The following is a 25,757-nucleotide window of genomic DNA, read 5'->3' as shown; positions in this document are numbered from 1 at the left end:
ATGAATATTTCTATTTTTGTACCTAATTATAATGATTTAGGAATACAAAAAATTGTAAAAATAATATATTTATTATGATTTTTAAATATACAAAAATAGATATTGGAAATAACATTTCAATTTCAAAACTAGTATGATCGTTAAAAAAGTAATTATGATAAATTTATATCAAAAAATATACACATAAATAAATAGAGAAATAATTGAAAAGTTATCAGCAAATAATGATTTAACTATAATAAAATAAGATTGCTTCATAAGAGTACCCTTTAAATTAGTAAGAATTCAGAATTTTTTGCATAAAGAATAAAATTTATATTTTAAACTGTAGTATTTTGAAACAAGCTACCTAAACGTCTAACATTAGAGAGGAACATAAATAGTATATAAGCTTATTTGATTATAAAAAATCATATTATGATTTTATCTATGTAAATATTATTCTATTTTACATAGAATAATCACCTTTTCAGTGCAAAATTAATTGTATATAGAAGTTTCTCGATTAATTTTATTGTAACTATTATTATTTGTGATATAATAAATATCATATAATTAATATTTTTAATTTATTAAAGGTAATAGAAATTTAGGAGGAAGATTATGAACAAAAAAATTTTATTGGGTTTGAGTATAATAACCTTTTCTTTATTTACTATTTCATTTAAAACCACTGTAGAAGCATCTGAACCATCTTCGCATGAGGAAAACATAAAAAAAGATCCCATTATGTATGATAAATTTGGACAGGTGGTTGAACCAATCGATTCGCTGACATCTATTGAACCTCTTGGAACAAATGCTCCAACTGCTTCTAAATGGTTAAACGTTGGACAGTCTTATCTCTCACAACCTTTCTCAGGTTCAGGAAGAAGATATGGTGGTTATATATTTGGATTAAATGGTACAAATAATGTGCAAATTGAACTTAAAATAGATGGATTTGGAGTAAATGTTACAGATCGATTTGATCCAGGTGCTGTAATACATCGATACAATTTGCCTTTAAACCATTCTCCTTATAAACTTACAAATGTTGGATTTTTCTATTTTTTGGTAGATAATCCTAAAAATGGACAAACATATCGTGTTAAGCCAGTTCGTTAATTTAGAAAATATTTAGCTATTATATTGATCAATATTTTATAAAATTAAGAAGGAGAAATTGGAATAATTTCTCCTTCTTATAATTTTTAAAACACATAAATTTCAAATAGTCCAATTATTAAAATGAATATATTAATTTATTTTTTACATATTGTATTATAAATTGTATAAATTTTTATTTTATATTTTTAAATAAATTTGGTTTATCAAAATATATTAAATATAATTAATATACTTAAATTTACCAATTTTTTAAAGGAGAATACAGATTGAACACTCTTGTTATCATTACAATTATTTGTTGTTTTGTTTCTTTTGCTTTTGCTATGATTAGTTTCACTAGGTTTGACCTATTTAATCTAAAAAAGAGAAAATTATTTGCCAATTACTATTCTCTAACTTCTCCTAAAGAGATTAAACAAAAACAAAAAGAGAGTCTCAATGAGATTTTTAATGGGTCATTTGATTTGAGAAAAAAATATCGTTTTATTAGTGTTATTCATAGAATAGTTATTCTTTCTATTTTGGTTGATGGTCTTTGTTTCTACTTTACTATTATTTGGAATTTAGGTATTTTATTCATTTTGTCTGTCGGTCTTTTTTGTTTTTCTCTTATTCTTTTATATACTTTTTTATCTCAAAAAATAAACTATTTACTTTATTTATATATTAAGAATAATGATCTTACGTCAATTGAATTTAAAAAAGAGAATATAAACACATCAGATATATCGTTTATTAAAAATAACTACTTTTATAGAATATTATCTTTAATGATGTCAATATCCTTTTTATTTCTATTAATGATTCTTGCTTACTTAGACGGAGCCTAATTTTAAATTAGTCAATAATTAAATTAAAACATACTTAGTTCAATAACTAGGTGTCCCTTAATTTTTAAAATAGCTGTACGAATTCCACATGTACATAATATGATTTTATAGATATCCCTATATTTTCCAAGCAACTATATGAATATTACTTCTTTTTATCCTTATCATTTTATCTATTTAATTTTTAACATCTAACAGAAAAAACATACAAAGTAGGCATTAAACTACTATACTAATGAGCATTTTATAAAAAAATTAGTTTTAATTTCTTCTCTTCATAATTTTTTGTATAATATAGAATTAGTTGTTAATCAATGCTATACTATAGTTAGCATAATTGAAAGGGGTATTTTATTGAATATTTTTATTTTAACTACACTTATTTATAGTGCTATTTTTATTATTTTTACCATAACCATCTATTGTATGATTAAACTCAATTTGGCAAGAAGGCAAGATAAAAAATCTTTTGCTAAGTATTATTCATTGGTGTCAAAGAAGGAAATTAAACAAAAACAGCAAAAAATTATTGTACAAATTTGTAAAAATTCATATATAACAAAACAACAATTATTACTATCTATAATTATTTATATGTTAATCATCTTCATCCTTCTATTTTCTTTATTTTTTTCAATAAATCATTTGAGCATTATGTTTATCTTGATAGTTGATGTTTTAGTTTTATCTTTGCTCATTCTTCTCATAAATTTAATTAAAAAAATTAAACAATCATTTTATTTATATATCAATGAAAATAGTACAAATATTAACCTAAAAGAAAACGAAAAATATCTATTTAGTTTAGCAAATTCATTAGTTCCTACTCAATTGAAATGGTACAATTTTATTACTCTATCTTTAGTAATGTCAATAATTTTATCAATTTTGCTTATAGTTATTAAACATTTATTTTGTTAATCATTGTTTAATTTTTACATTATCAATGAATTAAAAAATAACTATTTAACATTGATATTTAATTGTATTTTATTAAAACTATCACACGTTTATTAAACTAGATTTAAAACTGTAAAAATTCCTTCTATAAATTCTGCTATAGCTGGTGCAAGGGCAGCAGCGACCGTTATGGCTATTCCCATAAGAGCCAAAGCTCCCATACCTAAAGCTACTTTTCCCCAATTTATTGTGCTAAGCCCTTCTACAATATCGTTATATAGTTCTTTATATTTAGGTACAGGGATAGGCGCTGGATTCAACGGTGTTGTGTAAATTTCAGCAGTTAAGGTTAAGCTTGTTTGGATTTCATGTCCTTCTATTGTTTCCTTTATCTGCTTTTTAATAATAAATTTCATCCCAATTTTACCATCACGGGCACAGATGCCAGTTTCAATGACTCCATTACCAATGGTAGGTGCCAGACTATTGATTACTGTTTCAATTTGCTGATCTCCTTGTAATTTCAAAATATCTGAATACTTATTTAGTTCTTCTTGTAGTGGATCAGAATATTTTATTTTGTCTACATTTCCATTTGATACGACCAATGAATAACCTGCTTTAGGATTGTTATTTTCCCAAGATGCCGCTACTTTGAAGTAAACATCCACTGAAAAGGTAGGAACAATATGGTATTCTGTATTCAGATTAATATTGACAGTATCAAGAGTCGTCCATTTTAATTTCTTTAAAAGCTGAGCGGCTTGTTGTTGAACTAAGCTTTCTTCCGTTGTATTGAATTGATTAACCCCACTGTCTCTATAGGATACAGCCACCTTATCGATAGGGAATCCCAAATCTTCATGTTCATAAAATTGATCAAATGCCCATTCTTTCGGCATAGAAAATCCTAGATTGCCACTAAATCCAGTCGACATATCAGAAATAAAACAGCTTTTTACTGCGCCTGTATCGACTGCTCTTTGACAAACATTTCTTGTCCCATAGATTCCTGTTTGATACATGCCTTTTGAAGCTAATACAGATTGAACTTTTTTAATATAAGGTAAGACTGTTCCTGCGATATCACCATCCTGAATATCTACGTCAACCGCAAAGTAAATCGTTGTTCCATAGGGAAATCCTAGATTAAAAGCTGCCTGATGAGCAAGCTGACCATCTTTAGCACCGTTTTCTTTATTAAAATAACTTTCTTCCCAACCACCATCTTGATAGATAGGAAAAATATTCAAACCGGCATCGGTTATATTTTGTATTTCTGAAGTTGTTAAGTTTTTATCCTTTTTATTGGCGCCAGTTCCAACACTTCCTGTTAAATAACGACCAATAATGGAATAACCTTTGTCTTTAAGAAGTTGAACTTGTTGCTTATTTAATTGTGTCGCCATATCACAAGCAGTAGCTGAACGATCTGTATTGCCGGCACTTGATAACAAGCCTTTGATTACAGTCATATCAGCAATTGTTGTATAAGGATTTAAATTCATAAATTCTCTGAATTTTTTAACCTCTTGACCTACCTCACTTGTAAAAGAGCCGTTGAAAGAACCAGATTTGTTAAATCCATTGACATACAATGCCCATTGTAAAATCTTAACAAAATTGCCACTATTTCCTTCTACTAATGTTGGTGTTTTAGCTGTTGTTCCAGGTCCGTAATTGCCATTAGCTGTTTCTGTATCCATTCCTATTTCTGCTTGTAAGGCATAAATTAACGCCTGATTCGTCTCTCTCTGATAAATACCGTCACAGGGTAATAAACCAAAGTAAGCATTATATTTTCGATTTAATTCTTGTTGCATAAGCCGGATATTTGCATCTCCTAATAAAGCAAAAGCACTCATATCCAGTAATGCTTTCATCAACATTGTTGATAAATAACCATCAGGACTTAAACCTGCCATTTTTTGAAATTTCTCTACGGCTTCTTTGGTGAATTTAGTATACATCCCATCAAGTGCTTCACTACCACTCACCCTAGGGTTAATTCCTTTACACCAGAACCCACCTTGTAAAATTTTAACAATATTTGTTTTAGGTGTTCCTTTCCCATTAAATGTTGGTTCTACTTGTTCTTTGAATAATCTTTCAGTTGTTGGGCCAAAATTGTCAGATAAAGCAGTAATACCCATCTCATGTTGAAGCGCTCTTCGTAGCGCAAAGATGGTAGGCCAACCTGTTCTGCCATTTTCTGCTACTTTGTTGAACCCATTCACACTTCCATAAGTTTTATTCAACCATTTTTGTGTTGCCAAGACCATTTGATCCATTTGTATTCCTCTTTTCATTTAATTTTTTATAAAACGATTTAAAAATAATTATAAAATAATAATTGCGCTAAATTTCTTAGATAATTCCAAAAAATAATCAATTAATTTTTTAAGGTTGCCTTATTAGTAAAGAAAAAGCTGCCAATTAGACTAATTAGTCTAATTGGCAGCTTTTTCTTTACTAATAATTTTGGTTGACTAAATATATGTATCTTACTATCGGGATAATTCCGCAAATAACTAAGATTCCTATAATTGTCATACAAATAATGATCAATTTATGCAAATAATGATTTTTGAATTTATTTTTTATTAAAAATAAAACGATTTCAATAACTAATAATATAAAAATAAATAGATAAATACTAAGAATAACAAACTCACCTCATCAATGTTTTTATAATATATCTAAATACGTTGTAGTTAATTACAACTTAATCAATTCATAATATCTAGTTTAAAGGTAGGATCATCAGGAAAATCGTTCTAAGCAACCTAAGTTTACCAGTTAAACTTTCTTGTTTCAATAGATATTTCAATTTATCTATAAAAAACGAATCAAAATTATTTGTTCATAAATCAATACTCCTTATAATCTTTTACTTTTTATTATAATTTCAAAACCTATATTTGCAATTACTTCAATAAAATATATATACCATAATTTTTATTCTATATTACTTCACTATGAATGATGCCAAATAGTTTAATTACCTTCTTCTATAATTGTCTCCATAAGAATAATAATAATTTTTAATCATAAATCTAGCATCATTGTATTTCATCTAAATTTATAGATAATCTATTCAACACACATATCTAGGTTTAATAAAAAATCCATAGTAAAAACAAAATTACTAATTTTTTACATATTTTTTCTGCATGTTTTATATTTTATAAAAAAATAATAACATATTGTTTATTAAAAATGAAACTTTTTTTGCATCACTAAATTATATATAAGTTTGGTTTAATTTTATAAAATTGAGTATTGTTATCTTTTTTAATAATTTAGTTCTATTAATTTTTAATTATATATTTTTATATACTATTCTTTGGTAATTCCATCATTAAACCAAACTGGCTTTTACTAAATTTTTTGATCGTTTTTCTTAGGATTATTTTTAACAAATATTTTGTCTTAATTTAAACTAAATTGTAATAAATGTATATTTTTATGTAAAATATCTTCCACCATACACTAAATCATGATATAATAAGGACATATCTTTAATGGATTTTTCACGACTACTCACGAACGGAAATTCGTGGGTAGTTTTTTTAATCGGTATTATAACAATGTACCTTTTTAATAAAAAATACTATTTAGTTTTTAAGGATTAACTTCCTTTCTTTCATTTATATCTTAGTTATTTATTAATAAATAAAATTATTATTCAAAATCCAACATCTTTACAAAAAATGGATGTTTTAAGTAGAATAGAAAGAAGCTATTTCTTTAGTTGTAGATTTATTCTTTAAGTTTTGATTGTTTATGTATATTAAAAATTATTTGTAAATAATTGAGAAGTTGTAAATGTATTTACAAAAATTTTTGCTATGCTATAATAAGAGTATAAAAAAGAGAGATATGCTGAAACATATCCCTCAATTGTAGAACCGTTTAAGACGGTGGCAAAAATTTAAAGATTATTAAAAAATAACCATTATCCAGCCAAAGGATAAGACGGTTATTTTTTATTGTCATTTTTAAGCAAATTCACAACCAAACTAATTAAAGTAATGGTAAACATACCAAAGCCTAAAATGGTCTGAATTGTTTCAAATGCAGACAACAGGCTTCTCCTTTCATCGATTTTAGCACTTACTTTCATAAGCACCATCATCTTTCAGGATAGCCACCATCATAATTTTTTACCTCTTATTATACTCTGTTAAAGTCATCAATATATCTTCTAATTGGACATAATTAAATGGGTTGCTAATAAATTCGAACAAAAATAAAAGGTCAAAAACTTAAATTTTTTGACCTTTTCACTTACTGTTTCATATTAGGATTTGGTTTATACATAGATGAAGAGCATCTTAAATTCTTTTATCTACTTATTGAGCATAAACACTTTCTCGCAAATTGATTTTACTTCTATAAAATTCACTAAATTTAACATTATTATTCAATAAGATATATATTATTTCTCGAATTTGATCGTTATCTTCTATCATTTCAATTTCAATTCTATTTTGATTAATAATTGTTAATTCAATATTTGAAATTTTATCTAATAATGGGACTACAAGAGGTGAATCTTCTAAAATTAAAGTATATTTTGGAGGAAATGTTCTAGTATTATTTAAAATTATATCTTCTACTGTTCCTTCATTAATGATCTTCCCATATTCTATTATATAAATATAATCTGATACTCTTTCAAGTTCATCTAAATTGTTAGAAGTTAAGAGGATTCCTGCACCTTTTGCCTTTAAATTCTCCACTATCCCCAACATTTTTATGGCTGAAGGTTCATCTACACCAGATGTTGGTTCATCAAAAATATAGGTATCGTATATTCCGATACAGGCTTGTATAAAACTAATTTTCTTTTTCATCCCAAATGAGTAACCATCTATTTTTTTTCTAAATCATTATCTAAATTTAATTCTCTCGCCAACCGTATTGCCTGATCATTTGAAGATAAATTCTTTAACTTACAAATAAAGTTTAAAAATTCATGACCTTGTAATATCTGTATATAAAGAATCTGCATCCGGCATAACCGAAATTGATTTTCTTTTAATTTCACCAGATTCTATTTTGAAATATCCGAGAATTGCTCCAATAAGAGTCGATTTTCCTGCCCCATTTTTTCCTATCAATGCAGTTATATTACCATTTTTAACATTTAGATTAATTCCTTTTAAAATTTCACTCTGTTTAAATCTTTTATGTACTTTAACACATTCAATCATTTTTAAAGATCCTTTCTTTCGAAAAAGTATTCTCCAATATAGAAAATAAATATTGTTATTATTACTAAGATTCCGATTTCCCATGAACTTTCTAAATATCTAAATGGTAGTATCCAATCAAATACATCTAAAATTGCATTGTTTTTAAAATAAATAAATGCATAGAGTATGGGAAAGCTGATACTTAGAATAATTCCTAGTAAGGAAGAAAATCTCTCGTTTGCACTAATGGTAGATAACAACAATGTTAATGATTCAACATATGTATAAAAAATAAATAGATTGATTAATTTGTTAATAGGAATATAGAACTGGTTTCTACCAACCAAAAGAACTATTAGCCCTATTGAAGTTACCACCAAAAAATAAGTAATCATCAATAAAAATTTTGCTAAATAGATCTTCATTCTTGAAGCGTAAGGTATTACATAACGAAACGTTTGGCTTCTATACTCAGTTGTAACTATATTAGAAAACAAAATTGTAGAGAATAGAAACCCTAAAATCGCATATACTCCGAATAAAATTTCAATAGCCGGAGACTTTCCATCAATAAATAATACCAAAGATTGAGAATAATTGGTAATTAAAAAAGATACCAAACTAAATATCGATCCTATTACCAGTGCTCTAACTGATAATAATTCTTTCTTTAAACCAAATAAATATATCGCTTTCATATATTTTCCTCCGAATAAGTTAATTAATATAATAATACATCAACATAAATAATTGTGCACTTTAATAAAGTTTATAGACCTATACCAATAAAGGAAATAATTCAAGGTTCTTTTATAACCTTGAATTATTTCTATGTATTTACTATTTTTTTCTCTATTTCAGACCTATTAGATGTATTTAGCATAGATTTATTTCTCTTAGTAAATCAATTTTTAACAAGAAACTTTTACCTATTCATATTTTTTGCATTGATTTGTTCAATTGGTAATTCTATTATTAAGCAAATGTTTAGTTTTTATAAATTTTATTTGTATTATTTTGACGATTATATTGAGATATCAAATGGTATATTAAAAATCTAAGCTAATAAAATTAAAAAAGTTCGATAAAAGGTTTAGTACTTAGTTCTTCATTAGAACAATCTATCTTAAAATTGTCTTCAGTAAAAACAATCGTTTTAAATACAGATACTATAGACAATCAAGTTAAAGTAAATCATATATTATCCTACTAGGGTAATAAGGATATTTGGGAACTAATTGGAAATATATTTCCAAATAAAAATTTCAAAAAAAAAAAAAGAATTCATATTCAAGTTTTTTTTCGTTAGAATCTTAGTTCTATTAGTTTTAATAATAATTAATTTAATTTCAGTTATATCTAATTATCACTTGAATGCCTATATACTGTTTATAGCAATTAACTTAATCTCACCATTGATTACCAGTATTACTTTAAGACGTTTAAGAACTACTGGAAATAATATAGTTATAATTAGTGTATATTTACATGAAAAGTATTTTTATTTGATTCTGATATGCTAGAATGGTCATATACCTTACAGATATATAAAAATTTAAAGATTATAAAAATAGGTGTTAAGTTGCATAGACTAAAAAATTTACTTTTATCATATGGACTAAAAATCAATGATAATTTTTAAATTTTGATTGTCTATATATGTTAAAAATTATTTATAACTAATTGAGATGGTGTAAATATATTTACAAAAGTTCTTACTATGCTATAATAAGAGTATAAAAAAGAGAGATATATTGACGCATATCCCTCAATTGTAAAACCGTTTAAGATGGTGACAAAATTTTAGATTATTAAAAAATAACCGTTATCGTGCAAAGATAAGACGGTTATTTTTTATTGTCATTTTTAAGCAATTTAACAATCAAACCGATTAAAGTAATGGTAAACATACTAAAACTAAAAATGGTCTGAATTGTTTCAAATGCAGACAGGAGGCTTCCCCTTTCTTTAGATTTTTGAAGTGAAGTACGTTCATACGTATCACCTCTCTTCCGATTGGATAGCCACCATCATAACTTTTCTACTCTTCTATTCTATTATATGAAACACTAAAATATTGTTAAATTAAGCAATCTTCATTTGTTTTAATTTACATTTATGTTGAAAAAAGACGAATTATTAACATTTTTCCTATTCGGTTTAATTGATCAGTCTTAATATTTTTATTTATCTTTCTCTATATAATAGTTTCATTGATTCTTGTTTATTCTAGATATATTTTTGCTATATCCTATATCAGTAATTTTATTGCCAAATCAAGTTAATCTATAAGGATTAATAACCAAAACAGTTTGCAAAATTCAAACTAGTTTAGATGATTGTTTCTAGGATAGTCAGATAAATAATCAGGAGATGGTTACTTGTGAAACAAACTAAATTTATGCTAGAAATGAGTATTGAAGAATTTGAAAAGCATTATTGGTATAAAATAGAATTGAAAGAAATTTGTCAGGAATATCAATTGCCAATCTATGGGACAAAATATGAATTATCCGAATATATCATTCGATTATTAAAAGGCGAATCTACTAATAAAATTAAACCAATCAGAAAAAAGAATCGACGAGGATTGCCAGCATATCAAATAACGCCAAAAACAAAAATTTTAGAATCAAGCTTTAGTTTAAACAATCAATCACGTCAATTTTTTTGTTCTTATTATGGTGTGGAGAAATTTTCTTTTAAAAAATCAATGGGTATTAAGATGCGTGAAATTGAAGCTCAACAAGACACTAATGCGACAGTACAGGATTTAATTGACGTTTATGAACAAAAAACAGTTGACTTATCTAAAAATAAAGAAGAGCAAACCTATCAGTGGAATAACTTTGTCAGAGATTTCAGCAATGATAGTCTAGCAAAAGATTATCACTCACCAATGAAAGTCGCTGCATATTTATGGAAAGAGGTAAAAGATTCTGATCAAGAGAAAAAATATAGCCATGACTTACTAATCACCCATCAAAAAGAAATAAGTCGGTATCTGAAAAGTATGAAAGATAAATAGATACCAACAAAATAGGTTCAAAATAAACGATATCTAGAAAGCTTCTAATTATTTTGTCTTCATTTTATTGACTAAAATAATATTCAGTATTTCATAATTGTCTTTATGTATTAGAGAATATAAATAAGCAAGTTATGCAACCTAATAAAAGAATATTCATTTATTCAATTCACCTTTTCGTATATATTAAATCATACTTTCGCTACAACATTATCTCTTAACTATTAATATAATTATTTTTTATTGTTCATCATATCGATTATACTATAGATACAAAAAAGTAAGTTAAGGAGTGAAAATATGAGTTTGACTGTGATGATTACATATACTGGAAAAGAAGACCATGCAAAACAATTCATGGAAGAAATGATTGAACAAGGTATCGTGAATAAAATACGCGCACAGGAAGGGAATGAACGGTATGAGTATTATTTACCTGTAGAAGATCAACATTCTATTTTACTAATTGATCGCTGGAAGAATCAATCAGCTTTAGATATTCATCATCAATCGGACATGATGAAACAAATCGCAATATTACGTAAAAAATATCAACTAAGCATGAAAGTTGAAACATTTGCAACTGATTAAAAGAGAATGTATTTGATATATTGAAAAAAATAATTTAATTATTTATGTATTTTAGCTATACTATAATTTTTATTATAAGCTTTGAACATAGAATTGATTTAAGCTGTATTTTATACGTAGAATATAGCTTTTTATCTATCCTATTTCATAATATCGAAAGATAATTAATTAAATCTTCATCATGTAACTTCATAATTCCTTTACCATTTAACTTTGGTTTTGTAGGGATTATTATTAATTGAATTGGATTGATTTTCAAACAAAAATTTTTTTGTTCTACCTTTAACCGCTCATTTTTCCATATTTTTAAAGCCACCTGAACATTTATAGCTAATTGATTTGTCTAAGCTTGAACATCAGAAAAAGAAATTTTGCTAGGCTTATATTCTCCAAATTGAGGGAGAATATAAGTGTCTAAATATATTCTTACTCAATTCAATGTCTTTTATAGTGTTAAGGAAAATGTACAAGCAAATCGATGAAAAAAGGGTTACTCCAGGAACAATTATCCAAACTCATTAACATATCTGTGTGAGGTATAAATAAAATTGAAGAAGGACAATCTCCTTATCCGATGAAGCTATAGTTGAATTAGAGTTTGTTTTCAAAGTTCCTTAAAATGAATTTAAATTTTAATAAAAAATACGGTTTGAATTGCTCCCGTTAAAATGGACAAGAAAGAATTGAAAAAGCGAAAAAAATTTACCTAAAGATTTCTTAAAAAAGAATATTGAAAACTTTACGAATAGAACTAGTTTCCTTATTTGATTAAATTTGAAAAAAATTAGTATATTAAATATCTATATCTATATTAAAGTCTAAAATATCCCATTTAGTGTTTATTAATTTAATTATAGCTACAATTGACATTAATACAAAGATTGCTAATGAAAGTAAAAGAGAAGGGAACCATATATTAATCCAAATCATAGTTTTATTAAACAGTTGGGTTATTCTAACAAACATTAAACTCAACACAAAATTATATGTCAAAGATATTATTAGTGTTGTAAATGAAAAAATTAGAATTTCAAATTCTTTTTTTAAAAAAATATCTAAGGGTCTTAAACCTAAAACAAATAATTGTTTTATTTCGAATGTTTCTTTTTCTTGTAGTAACATCATCATACATATGGTATTTGCTAATACAATAAGTATTGGAGCGCTTAAAAAGACAACCATATTTGAAGTTCTAGCTCCTGCATCACCACCATCAGGTAAATCAATAAGTAGTGAAGAAAATCCGGAAACAAATATACTTATAATTGTTATTGGGATATATATTTTTTTGAAAGTATCATAATGCTCACTGATACTATAAGTTGCTAAGTTTAGCAAAGATAAATTAAATCTATTTGATATAATATTGAAAATTTTAGAAAAGGATAATAAAATTATTTTTCCACATACATTTATTAATAATGATATAGAAATTATTTCTGAGAAAATTAATAAAATGCTTAAGATGCCAAAAAAATTAATGCCTACCCTTTCTGGTAAAAGGGACAAGAAATATATAATTATAGATATATTTAAAAATAGCATAAACATTACTTTCAAACAATAAAATCTATCTCTATTTTTTAGTTTTATATTTTCAATATTTTTTTGAATTTTATAAAATGTGCGTCTCGAACGAATATATCCACTATACAGAGTTACTATTGTAATGAGTACCAATGTGATAAGAAATGATTGGAATGAAAACCTGATAGTCATGAGAGGGAATTGCTGAACTCCTTGGGTGCTAACAAGAAAATTATAAAAAAATTGAGCAAATGGAGTTGATAGAATAGAACCACCTATTGTACCTAATATACTTGCAATAGCTAATTCTAAGCCTGATAGAATAGCAAGATACTCTGGTGTCATTCCCAAAATAATTTGTATATTATTTTGTTTTCTTAAGCCACTTAATATCTCTTTCACAATATTTCTTAAAACTATTGGTATCATAATACCACCAAATATTATTGGAATAAAAAATAGTTGGGTATTGCTAGACATGTCATTATTTATCAAACTACTATTACTAAAGTTAAAAAAATTAGTTAGGCAGATATTAATTACAAAAGCACAAGTAATAAAAACAGGAAGGGAGAAAATCCATATTTTCCAAGAATATTTAAATTGAAGCCATGCCAGTGAGACCATATTATAAGTTCCTCGCTATTTCATGAAGAAGTGAAGCTTCAGTAGGATTCGATAAAATATTTTGTATTTTCCCATCACGTATGACAACTGCCCGGTCAGTTCTTGATGCTATTTCAATATTATGAGTGACCATTATCACTGTTTTTCCTTGATTAGTTATTTCTCTTAAAATTTCAAATACTTTTTCACTTGAGACTGAGTCTAAGGCACCAGTTGGCTCATCTGCAAATATAATTTCACAATTAGTTGCTAATACTCTTGCTATAGCAACCTTTTGTTTTTCCCCTCCAGAGAGAGAATCAATACTTGCCGATGACTTAGGTTCAAAATTAATACTATTAAGTAATTTATCAATTTGAATTTTATCAACTTTTTGATGGCTTAGTTTTAATTGTAGAGAAATATTTTCAAATACTGGTAAAGCAGAAATTAAATTGTATTGTTGAAAAATAAATCCAATTCTCTCTCTTCTTAATCTAGCCAACTTTGTTGAATTTAGCTTGTATATATTTTGAGCTTCTAAAAAGACTTCACCACTTGTAGGAGTTGATAAACCAGAGATAATATTTAATAATGTACTTTTACCAGATCTAGACGGACCCACTATACTTAAAAACTCACCTTTGTTTACTTCAAGAGAAATATCATCTATTATTCTTATTAAATTGTTAGATTTAAATAAAGCTATTTCTTTGGTTACATTTTTGATATTTATAATTATACTGTTCATAGTTCTCCCCTTGGTTACATTATACAATATTCGTTCTAACATTACCCAGCATTTTCATTGACATAAATAAAAGCGTTTGCTCCCTTTTTTACTAAATTTTTATACCAAACAAATATGTCATTATTTGAAACTAATTTATCTTGTACTCCAGTTATTAATACTTCTAAAGGAATTACAGCACTTTTATGGTTTAACCCAACGATCATGTCTCTTTCAAGGTGACCGAACGCTTCTGAGTAGTGAGAGTAGTCGCTTTTTCATTCGTGGATTGAGCGACGAAACATTTGTTTTCCTTGTTTTTCTTGGTGACCGTTTGGGTCTCATTCGTCTTTCATAGGTAAATGAGACAGATGAAATACGCCAGTCCGAAACATTCTATAAAGTGTACAAACAGAACAATCAATAGGGAATGCTGCACGACCGATAATCATATCTGGCTCCCATCCTTGAACAACTTTTATTCGAATGTAGGATTCTTGTTTCTCTGATAAAACGATGGAATGTCTACCACAGTTAGCTTTATTTTTCCTATATTGGTTGAAATAATCAAAAGCGGTATGCTCCGTTTTAAAATAGAGATATACTTTATAAATTGTTTGTCTTGAACGTTTTAAGCAACGTGCTATTTTAAGTGCTGATTGATTTTGAAATAGGCCTCTATCATTAACCAGTTCATCTTATGTAAAATGGGTCATTTGTACTCATTTCTTATAATTTTTTCAAAGGAACTATTTTGAGTGTAGAACAAATGACTTTTTTAGTTGTCTAGCTTAATTTTACAATCGGTGTAATTATAAATTCTAAATAAAATTATTAAATCTAATTATTAAACATAATGATGATTCCTATCAATGATTAAAAATAAAATCACTAATTAGAATATACTAATTTTAGCTGAAAATCATTTTTTGGTTGTATTCTAAATATTTCTTTCCAAAATTCACTATTATTTTTGTACTCTTTTTTACAAATGAATATAAAATAACTCCTACTACCATTAAAAGAAAACTTAATGTAAGCTGGGAGTACGCAAATTTTTGGAATTTAACCAAAATAACGGCAATAAAAATCAATGGAGATAATGTAAAGGCTACCATAATAACCCAAAACGATAGCAGTATTCCTAAAATAGAAAACCATAAAGCAATTCCTAAAATCAGATTAAACATTATAACACCCAACAACGACATATAATTTACTTTTTTCATCTATCTTTACCCTCCTTTTTAGATTAAAATATCTAAAATAGTATAACCATCTATTAATTTTTTGATGATTATATACTATGATATAGTATTATTATAGCATTTTTCTTACATTTTAAAAAATAATTATTAATATTTTAAATTTAATAGAAAAAATTTTTATTTCTAGATAATAAAAATTGGAAAATAGTACATATACCATTTACCAATCTGATTATTGTTATGTTATTCATAAAACCAAATATTTTCTGTACTTCACTTCTATTTTATTTTAAATAAAAAATTATTATCTTATTTATTGATTCATAATTAAAAAGAACCAGATTTAACCTAGACAACGGTCAAATCTGGTTCTTTTTGTATTTTTGTAACATCTAAATAGCTTAAACAAACTTAATAACTAAATTTCCTGCGTTTTTCAAAAATACCTGTATGAAATTGATTTATTCAGCTATTACTCTTCTAACAATAAGCAGTACACTCTATTTAACATTAAATGTTATACTCAATACACTAAAGTAAGTTTTTGCTTGTAGCTAATTTTTTTGGCTACAATTTTATTTACTGTTTTTCAATTGAGCTCTTCTTGACGAATGATTCCAATATTTGTAATCTTTTCGCGTTGAATAAGCAATTTGTGTCTCAAAATTTTAGGACTATTTCTTCTCCTGTATTGATTTTTTCACTGTTCTAGAAAGCTTAGAATGAAACAATAATTTTTATAATCTTTATTAGTCAAAACCGTCACTAGAATTGCTCATCCATACATGCAGTTCTTTCATTCTTGTTCACTATTTGGTGCCAATCTTTTTCACTTTTTAAAATAACAAATGAGCAATTATTCGAACTATTATAAAAATAAATAGAAAAAAGCCATTAGGAATAGCGATCTTTAGATTTAAGCTTATATAAAAACATAAAAACCATTCAATGATCGATATTCCAATCCAAACGAAAACAATTGAAGTTGCAAAAATAGTCAGGGCATACAATTTAATTAAAAGAAATGGAATAAATTAAGGAAGTATAACTTTCATACAAACAAAGCAACTTCGTTTGATAGTTGGTTTACGAATTAAAGAAAAAGAGCGAATCGAAAATAACTCCATCCTTGGAATAATTAAGGATAGGTAATCAAAAAATAAACTTAATAAACTAATCATCATGATTAAGAGCGGTTTTTCCTGATAGCCAAAAAATAGACTACTATAGGCATGTTTTGAGATACCTACAAAATAGCTAGGAACACATATAAACAAGATAAACATCATTAAAAAGTAACACCAAAAAATTAATTTTCTATTTATCTATTAATTGTCCGTTTTTTAAATTCAATGATTTATTATAAACCAACCCTTCTATATAGTCATGGCTAGCAACAATGACACTTTTATTTTCTTTTTTTAGTGTTTCAAGTAAAATAATGAATTGTTTAATCCCATTGGCATCTAATCCACGTGTTAGTTCATCTAAAAGAATAATGTTCTGATCTTCCATGACTGCTTGGATAATTCCCAGCTTTTGACGCATACCAACCGAATATTTTGATACAGATTGTTGCCCATTCGGACTTAGTTCAAATTGATTCATAAGATCAATCACTTTTGTTTGATTGAAACGTTTATTTAAGTTTCCTAAAAATTTTAAATTTGTCATGGCGTTTTCATATTCTAAAAAGCCAGGATTTTCAATCAATGCTCCAATGATATCTTCGTTATCAATTTTTACTGTCCCCTGATCTGCTGCTATTAAACCAGTAATGATCTTAAATAAGGTAGATTTTCCTGAACCATTTATACCAGAAATATGTATTAATTGACCGGGGTGCAATTGTAGTGAAACATCTGTTAAAATTTGATTTTCCTTAAATGACTTTGTTATTTTTTGAACAGTTAGCATTTGTTTTCTCCTTTAACCTCGATAAATTCTATGAATGGCACGATAAAGTGGGTCATAGATTGGACTATAAATAAGCAATAGATACTTAGCTTCTAATATATAGTGATAACCTAAGCTGATTAATAATGTACCTATAGTTAATAACCATGGTGGACAATAACGATAAGCACCAACGATAATAATGGCAAGGATGGCTATGATAAAAAAGCGTAGTACAAGCAATAGGGTCCCCATCATAAAAGAACCATCATGAAAGAAGTGAATACCATTAAACATAAATAAGCCATAATAAATACAAAAATAAAGGATTGTTTCAGCTATGACAACTTTTAATAATTGTTTTTGTATGTATTCAGATTGTTTACGAACTGTAATCAAGGTTGAAATTGGTTTATAGGTTAATACTTGCCACATCATGAGAACTAGCAATAGACTTTGTGAAACTAGGACTGAAAGATGAGATGCAACTAGCGTACTAATGATATCTCCATGAATTTTATTGTCAATAACACACCACCCACTGCTCATTAAAGCAATTATTGCAACCAATAAATAATGGGTTAGTGGAAAAATATGTCTTTCTTTTATTTGCATCTTACTTACCCTCTTCTTCTTTTTCGAATGATCCATTGGCGCATTAATATCCATGAAATAGTAGAATAAATGAAAAAAGAAAAGAAAAAAAGAGTATAAACATTGATATTTTGTCCATTAGAAACTGCAAAATTCAGTTGTCCAGGGGCAATTAATGAGGGTAAAAACCAAAGAGAGAAAAATGGCACTGACTTAATACCTAGAATGGGAACAAATATACCTGGAATTACAATAAGACTTGTTCCAACAGTGGCACCCAAAACAAAATAAATACTTGTTTTTCGAATAAATAAACCTAGCGAGAAGATAAATACAGCAAATATACCCCAACCAATGGCTGAAAGCAAGGTGAATATAATCATACTCTTTAATGTATTATCATTAAAAGGCGGTTGAATTAGAAATTTTTCAAGTTTAATATTTGAAGGGAATCTTCTCAATAATATAATAATGAACAATAATTCGTATATTTTTGTGAAAATTGACAAAAGAAAAGCCGATAAAAAAGTAATACTTGCTGAGATTTTTAAAAATTTAACGTATCCTATTCGTTGTTGAATATTATAAAAAGTATGGTTGTTTTTAATATAAATAAATAGTATCGAACCAAATGTAGTGTATAAAATCATGGTAAGTGTATCTACAATTAAAGATGAGTCTACTCCACTAAGTTGGATGTTCCAAAAATCTATTAATGGTATTGTACCATTAAATTTAAGCCCAGAATTTATTTTAATTACTTGTAAGATAAGCCATGTAATAGCTACTAAATAAATGAATAAGCTAAACAATTGAATATATCTTTTTCTATTAAAAATAGAATTTCCTCCTTTATTAACAAATAAAGAGACGAATAAATCCATCTCTTTATTTGTTATAATTATTGATTATTTACGATTTGCACTAAAATGTAAAGTAACAACACTATCATTCGGTTCATAAGACTTTGAACGAACGTCTGCATAATAACTATAACCAGCTAACCCACTATTGTTACCAGCATAACTAGTTGAATTTTTATACAACCCAACTGTATCTGAACGTCTACCTGCATTAGAATTAATTAGCCAAACATTATATCCAAATGAATTTGGCAAAGCATCACCATTAAAGGATGCCTGATTAGAACTGCTTTGTTTTGTATTAGGAGACCCAAAGGTACTCCATGCTCCACCAGCAGCTACCTTCTCTTGTGAAACTGTCCAATAGGCAGCATAAGCAGCTGATGTCCCCATTAATGAGAATAGGATTACGACACTAGCCAACATTTTAACCCAAATATTACCTAAACAAATCTTTTTCAAAAAAATCACTCTAATCATTTTTTATATATTAATTATATACTATCTCATTTTATAAAAATAATGTTTTTTTTAATATTTTTTTATTTATATAATGATTTTCCTAAAAGAATATTGTTTAAAAATATATTCTTTTGTTAAAGAATTAAAAAAGTAAAATAGCTTACTTTTGATAGCTTTCTTTTCACTTTAAATAGTTATTGTTAATAGATATTTTCCAATTTATCCTCTTCTTCTTTTTCGAATAAGCCATTGACACATCAATATTCAAAAAATAGTGGAATAAAGAAAGAAAAGAGAAAAAGAATATAGTCATTAATATCGTGTCCATTAGCTAGGTTAAAATCTAGTTGTCCGGGAGCGATTAATTTAGGTAAAAACCAAAGCGAGAAAAATGGTATCGATTTAATGCCTAGATTAAAAACAAATATAGTTGGCAACACAATCAGATTTGTACCAATAATAGCACCTAAAATAAAATGAATACTTGTTTTTTGAATAAATATACCTAGCGAGAAGATAAATACAGCAAATACGCCTCAACCAATGGCCGAAAACAAGGTGAATGTAATCATACTTTTTAACGTATTATCATTAAAAGGCGATTAATTAGAAATTTTTCAAGTTTAACATTTGAAGGCAGTTGTCTAAGTAATACAATAATGAGCAGTAATTCTATACTTTTGTAAAAATTGATAAAATAAAAGTCGATAAAAAAGTAATAAATGCTGAAATTTTTAAAAATTTAACATATCCTATTCGTTGTTGAATATTATAAAAAGTATGATTGTTTTTAATATAAATAAACAGCGTTGAACCAAAGATGGTATATAAAATCATAGTTAGCGTATCTACAACTAAGGAAAAACCTACCCCACTAAATTGAATAGCCTAAAAATCTGCTAAAGGCCTTATACCATTCAATCTAAGTCCAGCTCTGTTGCTCTAATTTCTTGCAAAACAATTCATATAATAGCTATTAAATAAATAAACAAACTAAACAATTGAACATATCTTTTTCTATTAAAAATAGAATTTCCTCCTTTATTATTATGATCACTAATTATTTATGATCAGCACTAAAATGCAATTTAACAATACTACTATTTGATTTATAACCCTTCGAATGAACTCCACGAACCTCTCTAGTAAATTTTTTAAGGTAATTGATATGTTTTTATAATTGTTCGTAAAGTTCAACTGACTTTTGTGCATTTTTTATAAAACATTGTTTCACAACTAAAAAAAAATACTTTTGTCAAAATAAAACTTATTATACTATCCACCTATACATCTTTTTCTTTTACAAACGAAACAACATTTTTGCCTTTCTTTATAGCTAGATAGACAATCGTTAAACTAATCGTTATTAAAAGCGGAGAAACCAATAACTGATTCTGACTCAGACGCTTTTCAGCATAATTATATAATGTAATTCCATACGCCTTTTTATATTTTTCTAAGGTGTTCGCTGATGCATTCTTAAATACGATATTCATACTTTTTTCCATCAAAACATTTTTTAACATTGCATTAATTTGAGTTAAAGGAGACCAAGTCATAATTTGTGCAAGTAGTCTACCCACTGATCCAATGGAAATATAAACACCTGCTAAAAAACCGATTACTGTGCCAATAATAGTACTTAACATTGTAAAAGCAGTCCCTGTTTTAATGAACGTCAGAAACGGTAAAACAATACTAGAAGAAAGGATACAACTAAAAATAATCATTAAAATGACTTTCAATCCTGTAATCATTGAAAAATCATTCAATGCATTGATGCCATTAAAGAATAAAATTCCTAAAAAGCAGCAAATTATTGTAATCACACTGCCTAAAAAAACAGCAGCAATGATATAAGACAATGAGATTTTCCAATACGCTAAATTACCAATACCTATATCTTCATCAATTTTCTTTTCCCTGTCTTGAACCATAACATTATAAGCACCTAGAGTGGAAGTCAGAGAAATAATTGTGGTTAATCCTGCAATGAGCCAATAATTTATCATTTTTGTCATTGCTAAAGTTAACTCTTGGTTTCCAAGATTTTCTTTAACCGCCTCTAATTGTGACTGTCCTAAAAATAGTTGATAGAGGATTAGTAAAATAATGACTGATAGAAAAGACATAGCAAAAGCAACCCGATCACGTGTATAAACCATAATATTTCTTTTTACTAAATTGAACAATTCATTTTTTCTCCTTCTTAATTTTTTCTAACAAATTCAGGTAAGCTGCTTCTAATGTTGCATATTGCACATTAAAACTTTCAATGATTTGCTTTGGTTGATTCTTGGCAATCAGAACCATAATATCATCCATAGATATATCTTGATAAATAACTTCCTGAAACCTTACTTGACGTTTTTCTTGAAAATCATTTGTTAGATTTTGGATTGATTCATTCTGTTTTAAAGTAAGCAGCAAATTCATTTGTGCATGTTGCTCGATAAAGGTCGGAATATCCCCTGAATAATAAAGCTTTCCTTCAACCAAAACATCAAGTGTATCGCAATAGGTCATTTCTTCTAAATAATGAGTAATCAAAATCACTGTCATCTTTTTTTGTTTATTCAACCGATAAATCACATCCCAAAGATCTTTTCTAGATTTGGGATCCAAGCCAGTAGTCGGTTCATCTAAAAGTAATAACGATGGATTATGAACTAAGGCTCTTGCGATATCAATTTTTCTTTTTTGTCCACCTGAAAGATTACCATATCTTTTCTTTTTCAATTCCTCGATCTTTAAAGTATTGATCAATTTCTGCTATTCTACTAAGTACTTCCTTTTTCTTTAAGCCATATAAGCTACCACGTATAATCAAATTTTCTTCTACAGTTAATTGACTATCGAGTCGACCTGACTGAAATACTACACCAATATGTTGATAAAGTGCATGTTGTTCCACTTTTTTTCCATTCACCGACCAATCAATAACACCCGAAGTTTTAGCAATTGCTTGAATTAAGAGATTAAATAATGTTGTTTTTCCAGCACCATTTGGTCCTAATAAGCCATAAAAACCACCTTCCTTAAATTCAGTGGAAACTCCTTTAATTGCTTCAAACGATCCATAATTTTTTCTTATATTTTTCAATTTTATATTCATTCTTTGTTACTATAATCCCTTCTAGGAAAATCCTTTTTAATAGTTATAATTTTTTTCTAATTCAGAGATATTATTCATCCATTTATCTTTTATATAATGAGCTATTAAATGATTTCAAACAAGGTAACCGCTTTAAACCTAAAATTTATTTATATACTTAATATTTCTTATTCACACTAAGCACATCTCTTGTTTCCCTATAAAAAATTAACAAGCGCTTACTTTATTGTATCAAAAGACTTCCTTTATATTATAATCAATAATGTTATAAACTTGCTATTTAATGAACACTTGGCACTAACTATAAATTAATGCTTGTGAGTAACTTTTTTTAATTGTATCATAACAATCTATTTTTATAGTGGATAGTTTAATTGTAATATTCAAATCACTAGCTGTTTTATTGTATAATTTTTTCTTATCAAGGACAGTCAGTCTAGATCATTCAGAACCGACAACTATTCATATACTATCTGCCAGTTGATTCATCAGCATTAATGCCAATCAATGCTCCTTTATGTCAAACTCGATATCATAATCAATTGCTTTACTATATTATTCGATAATTGCTTTGATTAATCCAAATAGATATTTCAGTCAATGGCAATCTCAATTTAAAGCTTTTATGAACTAAGATATTCTTTTTACATTAATCAAATAGCTTGGTATTTAATCGCTATTTTGAATAAGCCAAATATTTGATAAAAACAGATACTAATTTACTAATAAGAAGAGTAAAAAATAAAATTTCTTACATCAATTTATCGTTTTAAATAGTAGCTAAACATAAATGATTAATTAATATCAATTTAAGTATAAGTTATACTTTTAAATTAAGGTATAACTTATACTTTTTATGTATTTTATTATTATAATTCATGGATAAGTCAATATCTCATCAGTCAATTACCTGGTTATACTTTCGATAACTACTTAATTAATTCCTATGCGAATAACATATATAAATTATTCGCATTGAAAATAAAAAATTTTATCTTTCAATGATTTAAAAAATACCATGTTCTATTGCTTTTTTATCTAAAAATTAATTCATTTATTGTCTATTCTAAAAGCTATATAAAAGTATAAGTTATACTTTAAAAAATAATTTACATTATTCTATTTAGTCTATCTAACCTAGGAAAAATTGAAAAACAGTGATTTCTACAAAAAGTATAAGTTATTTATTGACATATAAAAATATATAACTTATACTTTTTATATGGATTGAGAGGGGGAAATGGGATGACAGCAACAACCTATACTGTAGGAAATTTTAAAGGTGGCGTTGGAAAAACAAAAATTGTTACTATGCTTGGTTATGACAATGCTATTATGAAAAATAGAAAAACATTGGTATTGGACTTGGATCCACAAGCTAATGCATCCCAAGTATTAGCAAAGACAGCAGATATTAATAAAATTGAAAAAACAATAACTAATGGTATTCAAGAAAATTCTCTGGTTAATTGTATTACACCAATTATGGAAAATTTAGACTTGATTGCTTGTGACACAAGTTTTCGCTCATTCTCAAAATATGTCATTAGCAATTTTCAAACAGAAGAAGAACAAATAACCGTTTTAGCAAACTTACTAGCTCCTTTAAAAGAACACTATGATGATATTTTCATTGATGTTCCGCCCACTATTTCTGATTATTCTGATAATGCAATGGCAGCTTCTGACTACAGCATTATTGCTTTTCAGACTCAAGAAGAATCTTTAGACGGTATTAGTAAGTACATTAATTATCAAAATTTTATGGTTGATCGCTATGATATTGAATTACAAGTTATTGCTATTGTTGCTTGTATGTTGGATCCAGATAGCCAACTGGATACCGATGTTTTACAGGAAGCAAAAGAAATGTATGATACAGCCGTTCTAGATACCATTATTACCTATCAAAATAGATTAAAGCGATATTCAAGAGAGGGAATTTACTTAAAACGTTATAATAATGGAAACTTTGATCAATGGGATTTTAAAGCTCATCAATTATTTACAACTATTCTTAATGAAATTGAAGCCAGAAGAAACTATTTAGAATCTTAAAAAAGGAGAATTTTCAATGGCAGGCAAAAATCTTTCACATATTAATACAAATATTCCTGAATCTAAAGGATTTAAACAATTAATTGATGCGCCAAAAAAGAAAAAAGTTCAAATTGAAGGTGAAAATAATTTTGGTAACAATGCTTTAATAAAACCAACAAGTTTTAAAAAATATAATGGAGAGAAAACACTTCAAGCAGCAAACAAAAAAAGAGGAAGACCAGTTATTATTTCAGATAAACGTTATAAAGTAATTGTTCCAAAAAAAATATCACCTGCATTAGAAAGTAAACTCAATGTCTTACAAGATTATATTGTTGAACTACAAGGTGTTTCTGGAAGAATTTCTTTTGATAAATTGGTCGATACGCTCGCCGAATCTTATATTGGTAATCGACTCAGTATGTCAAAAGAAGAATTAGCCAGGCAAGAAATCAAGCAAAAATTCGAGGAATTAAAATAATTTTTTCATGCTAATTTTGCCAAAAAGAATAAGTTATACCTTTATTTATTTATATAAAAAGAATAAGTTATTCTTTTATATTTATATTTTAAAGTATAAATTATTCTTTTATATTTGAATGAAGAATACTATGCAATCAACTATTTAACTAAATATACTTTTTATTTTAGAATAAGTTATACCTTTATTATTGAGGTATAACTTATTCTTTCTAATTATTTAAGGTATAATTTATACTCCGTTTTTATAAGTAATAACTTATACCTTAAATAAACATATTGTTGCTTGTTCTAGTCATTGATGGTATATTTTAAGCAAATAAAAAAGAGACGGTGCTAATTTTGCTTCGACTCAAAATAACACTAAATCACAACCCCTGTGATCATTGCCGTCTCATGTGTAATAATTATATATGTGCATTGCCGTGCACATCGATTGGAATTATTATAACAAGATTGGCAAAAATTATCAATATAAAATGCTTATTTGGTATACACTAATTTTAATTATCCAAAAAGTATTTACTGATAAGGAGATACAGCAGGTTGCTGTATCTCTTTTTCTATCTATAAAAA

General features: G+C 26.9%; 19 protein-coding genes and 3 pseudogenes. 5 read left to right on the top strand and 17 right to left on the bottom strand.

Annotation, left to right across the window (positions count from 1 at the left end):
* Window positions 1-603: 603 nt before the first annotated feature.
* Complete coding sequence (locus MPTP_RS08420; protein WP_013774701.1) at window positions 604-1,107, top strand: hypothetical protein; 504 nt, start codon at window positions 604-606, stop codon at window positions 1,105-1,107.
* 1,846 nt (window positions 1,108-2,953) lie between these two features.
* Here the strand turns inward: MPTP_RS08420 and MPTP_RS08405 are convergent.
* From MPTP_RS08405 to pepG1 (MPTP_RS09520), 6 genes and pseudogenes are all read right to left on the bottom strand, one after another.
* On the bottom strand, window positions 2,954-5,131 hold the full coding sequence (locus MPTP_RS08405) for a glycoside hydrolase domain-containing protein (RefSeq protein ID WP_013774698.1): 2,178 nt from the start codon (window positions 5,129-5,131) through the stop codon (window positions 2,954-2,956).
* 1,691 nt (window positions 5,132-6,822) lie between these two features.
* Window positions 6,823-6,966, bottom strand: coding sequence for a type I toxin-antitoxin system toxin PepG1 (gene pepG1, locus MPTP_RS09525; protein WP_013774697.1), 144 nt, complete (start codon window positions 6,964-6,966; stop codon window positions 6,823-6,825).
* Window positions 6,967-7,195: 229 nt separating this feature from the next.
* Window positions 7,196-7,699, bottom strand: a complete 504-nt coding sequence (locus MPTP_RS10115) for an ATP-binding cassette domain-containing protein (protein ID WP_013774696.1) — start codon at window positions 7,697-7,699, stop codon at window positions 7,196-7,198.
* A gap of 120 nt (window positions 7,700-7,819) precedes the next feature.
* Window positions 7,820-8,059: an ATP-binding cassette domain-containing protein gene (locus MPTP_RS10110; protein WP_013774695.1), complete on the bottom strand. Its 240-nt coding sequence runs from the start codon at window positions 8,057-8,059 to the stop codon at window positions 7,820-7,822.
* A 2-nt stretch (window positions 8,060-8,061) separates the two neighbouring features.
* Window positions 8,062-8,739, bottom strand: coding sequence for an ABC transporter permease (locus MPTP_RS08390; protein ID WP_013774694.1), 678 nt, complete (start codon window positions 8,737-8,739; stop codon window positions 8,062-8,064).
* A gap of 1,149 nt (window positions 8,740-9,888) precedes the next feature.
* Window positions 9,889-10,023, bottom strand: a pseudogene (pepG1, locus tag MPTP_RS09520) (type I toxin-antitoxin system toxin PepG1); the annotation flags it as partial.
* A gap of 419 nt (window positions 10,024-10,442) precedes the next feature.
* On the opposite strand from pepG1 (MPTP_RS09520), the gene MPTP_RS08385 reads away from it, so the two are divergent.
* Together MPTP_RS08385 and MPTP_RS08380 are read left to right on the top strand one after the other, a co-directional pair.
* Entirely contained in the window at window positions 10,443-11,069 is a 627-nt protein-coding gene (locus MPTP_RS08385; RefSeq protein ID WP_041363641.1) for an SAP domain-containing protein, read from the top strand.
* 300 nt (window positions 11,070-11,369) lie between these two features.
* The gene (locus MPTP_RS08380) at window positions 11,370-11,660 is read left to right on the top strand and encodes an antibiotic biosynthesis monooxygenase family protein (protein ID WP_013774692.1); all 291 of its coding nucleotides are present in this window, start codon (window positions 11,370-11,372) and stop codon (window positions 11,658-11,660) included.
* Between the two features lie 792 nt (window positions 11,661-12,452).
* On the opposite strand, the gene MPTP_RS08375 is transcribed toward MPTP_RS08380, so the two are convergent.
* From MPTP_RS08375 to MPTP_RS08335, 11 genes and pseudogenes are all read right to left on the bottom strand, one after another.
* Window positions 12,453-13,814: an FtsX-like permease family protein gene (locus MPTP_RS08375; protein WP_013774691.1), complete on the bottom strand. Its 1,362-nt coding sequence runs from the start codon at window positions 13,812-13,814 to the stop codon at window positions 12,453-12,455.
* Window position 13,815: 1 nt separating this feature from the next.
* Entirely contained in the window at window positions 13,816-14,544 is a 729-nt protein-coding gene (locus MPTP_RS08370) for an ABC transporter ATP-binding protein (protein WP_013774690.1), read from the bottom strand.
* A 164-nt stretch (window positions 14,545-14,708) separates the two neighbouring features.
* Window positions 14,709-15,215 (bottom strand): annotated as a pseudogene (locus tag MPTP_RS10105) (transposase family protein); the annotation flags it as partial.
* 219 nt (window positions 15,216-15,434) lie between these two features.
* Window positions 15,435-15,752 carry a DUF1700 domain-containing protein gene (locus MPTP_RS08365; RefSeq protein ID WP_013774688.1) on the bottom strand — a complete coding sequence of 106 codons (318 nt, stop codon included), beginning with the start codon at window positions 15,750-15,752 and terminating at the stop codon, window positions 15,435-15,437.
* Between the two features lie 1,013 nt (window positions 15,753-16,765).
* Window positions 16,766-17,020, bottom strand: coding sequence for a hypothetical protein (locus MPTP_RS09620; protein WP_127515705.1), 255 nt, complete (start codon window positions 17,018-17,020; stop codon window positions 16,766-16,768).
* Between the two features lie 28 nt (window positions 17,021-17,048).
* On the bottom strand, window positions 17,049-17,648 hold the full coding sequence (locus tag MPTP_RS08360; RefSeq protein ID WP_013774687.1) for an ATP-binding cassette domain-containing protein: 600 nt from the start codon (window positions 17,646-17,648) through the stop codon (window positions 17,049-17,051).
* Window positions 17,649-17,660: 12 nt separating this feature from the next.
* Window positions 17,661-18,242 carry a hypothetical protein gene (locus MPTP_RS08355; protein ID WP_013774686.1) on the bottom strand — a complete coding sequence of 194 codons (582 nt, stop codon included), beginning with the start codon at window positions 18,240-18,242 and terminating at the stop codon, window positions 17,661-17,663.
* A gap of 5 nt (window positions 18,243-18,247) precedes the next feature.
* A complete protein-coding gene (locus MPTP_RS08350; RefSeq protein WP_013774685.1) occupies window positions 18,248-19,105 on the bottom strand; it encodes a hypothetical protein in 858 nt (285 codons plus the stop codon).
* 24 nt (window positions 19,106-19,129) lie between these two features.
* Window positions 19,130-19,555, bottom strand: coding sequence for a choline-binding protein (locus MPTP_RS08345; protein ID WP_375782334.1), 426 nt, complete (start codon window positions 19,553-19,555; stop codon window positions 19,130-19,132).
* 1,274 nt (window positions 19,556-20,829) lie between these two features.
* The gene (locus MPTP_RS08340) at window positions 20,830-21,738 is read right to left on the bottom strand and encodes an ABC transporter permease (RefSeq protein WP_013774682.1); all 909 of its coding nucleotides are present in this window, start codon (window positions 21,736-21,738) and stop codon (window positions 20,830-20,832) included.
* A gap of 1 nt (window position 21,739) precedes the next feature.
* Window positions 21,740-22,661, bottom strand: a pseudogene (locus tag MPTP_RS08335) (ABC transporter ATP-binding protein).
* Window positions 22,662-23,906: 1,245 nt separating this feature from the next.
* On the opposite strand from MPTP_RS08335, the gene MPTP_RS08330 reads away from it, so the two are divergent.
* Together MPTP_RS08330 and MPTP_RS08325 are read left to right on the top strand one after the other, a co-directional pair.
* Window positions 23,907-24,719 (top strand): ParA family protein, encoded by an 813-nt coding sequence (locus tag MPTP_RS08330; protein ID WP_013774679.1) that lies wholly within the window; start codon window positions 23,907-23,909, stop codon window positions 24,717-24,719.
* Window positions 24,720-24,735: 16 nt separating this feature from the next.
* A complete protein-coding gene (locus MPTP_RS08325) occupies window positions 24,736-25,182 on the top strand; it encodes a hypothetical protein (RefSeq protein ID WP_013774678.1) in 447 nt (148 codons plus the stop codon).
* The last annotated feature ends 575 nt before the right edge of the window (window positions 25,183-25,757 follow it).

The organism is Melissococcus plutonius ATCC 35311 (genome assembly GCF_000270185.1).
Taxonomy (GTDB): Bacteria; Bacillota; Bacilli; order Lactobacillales; family Enterococcaceae; genus Melissococcus; species Melissococcus plutonius.
This window is presented reverse-complemented; position numbering and strand designations above follow the sequence as displayed.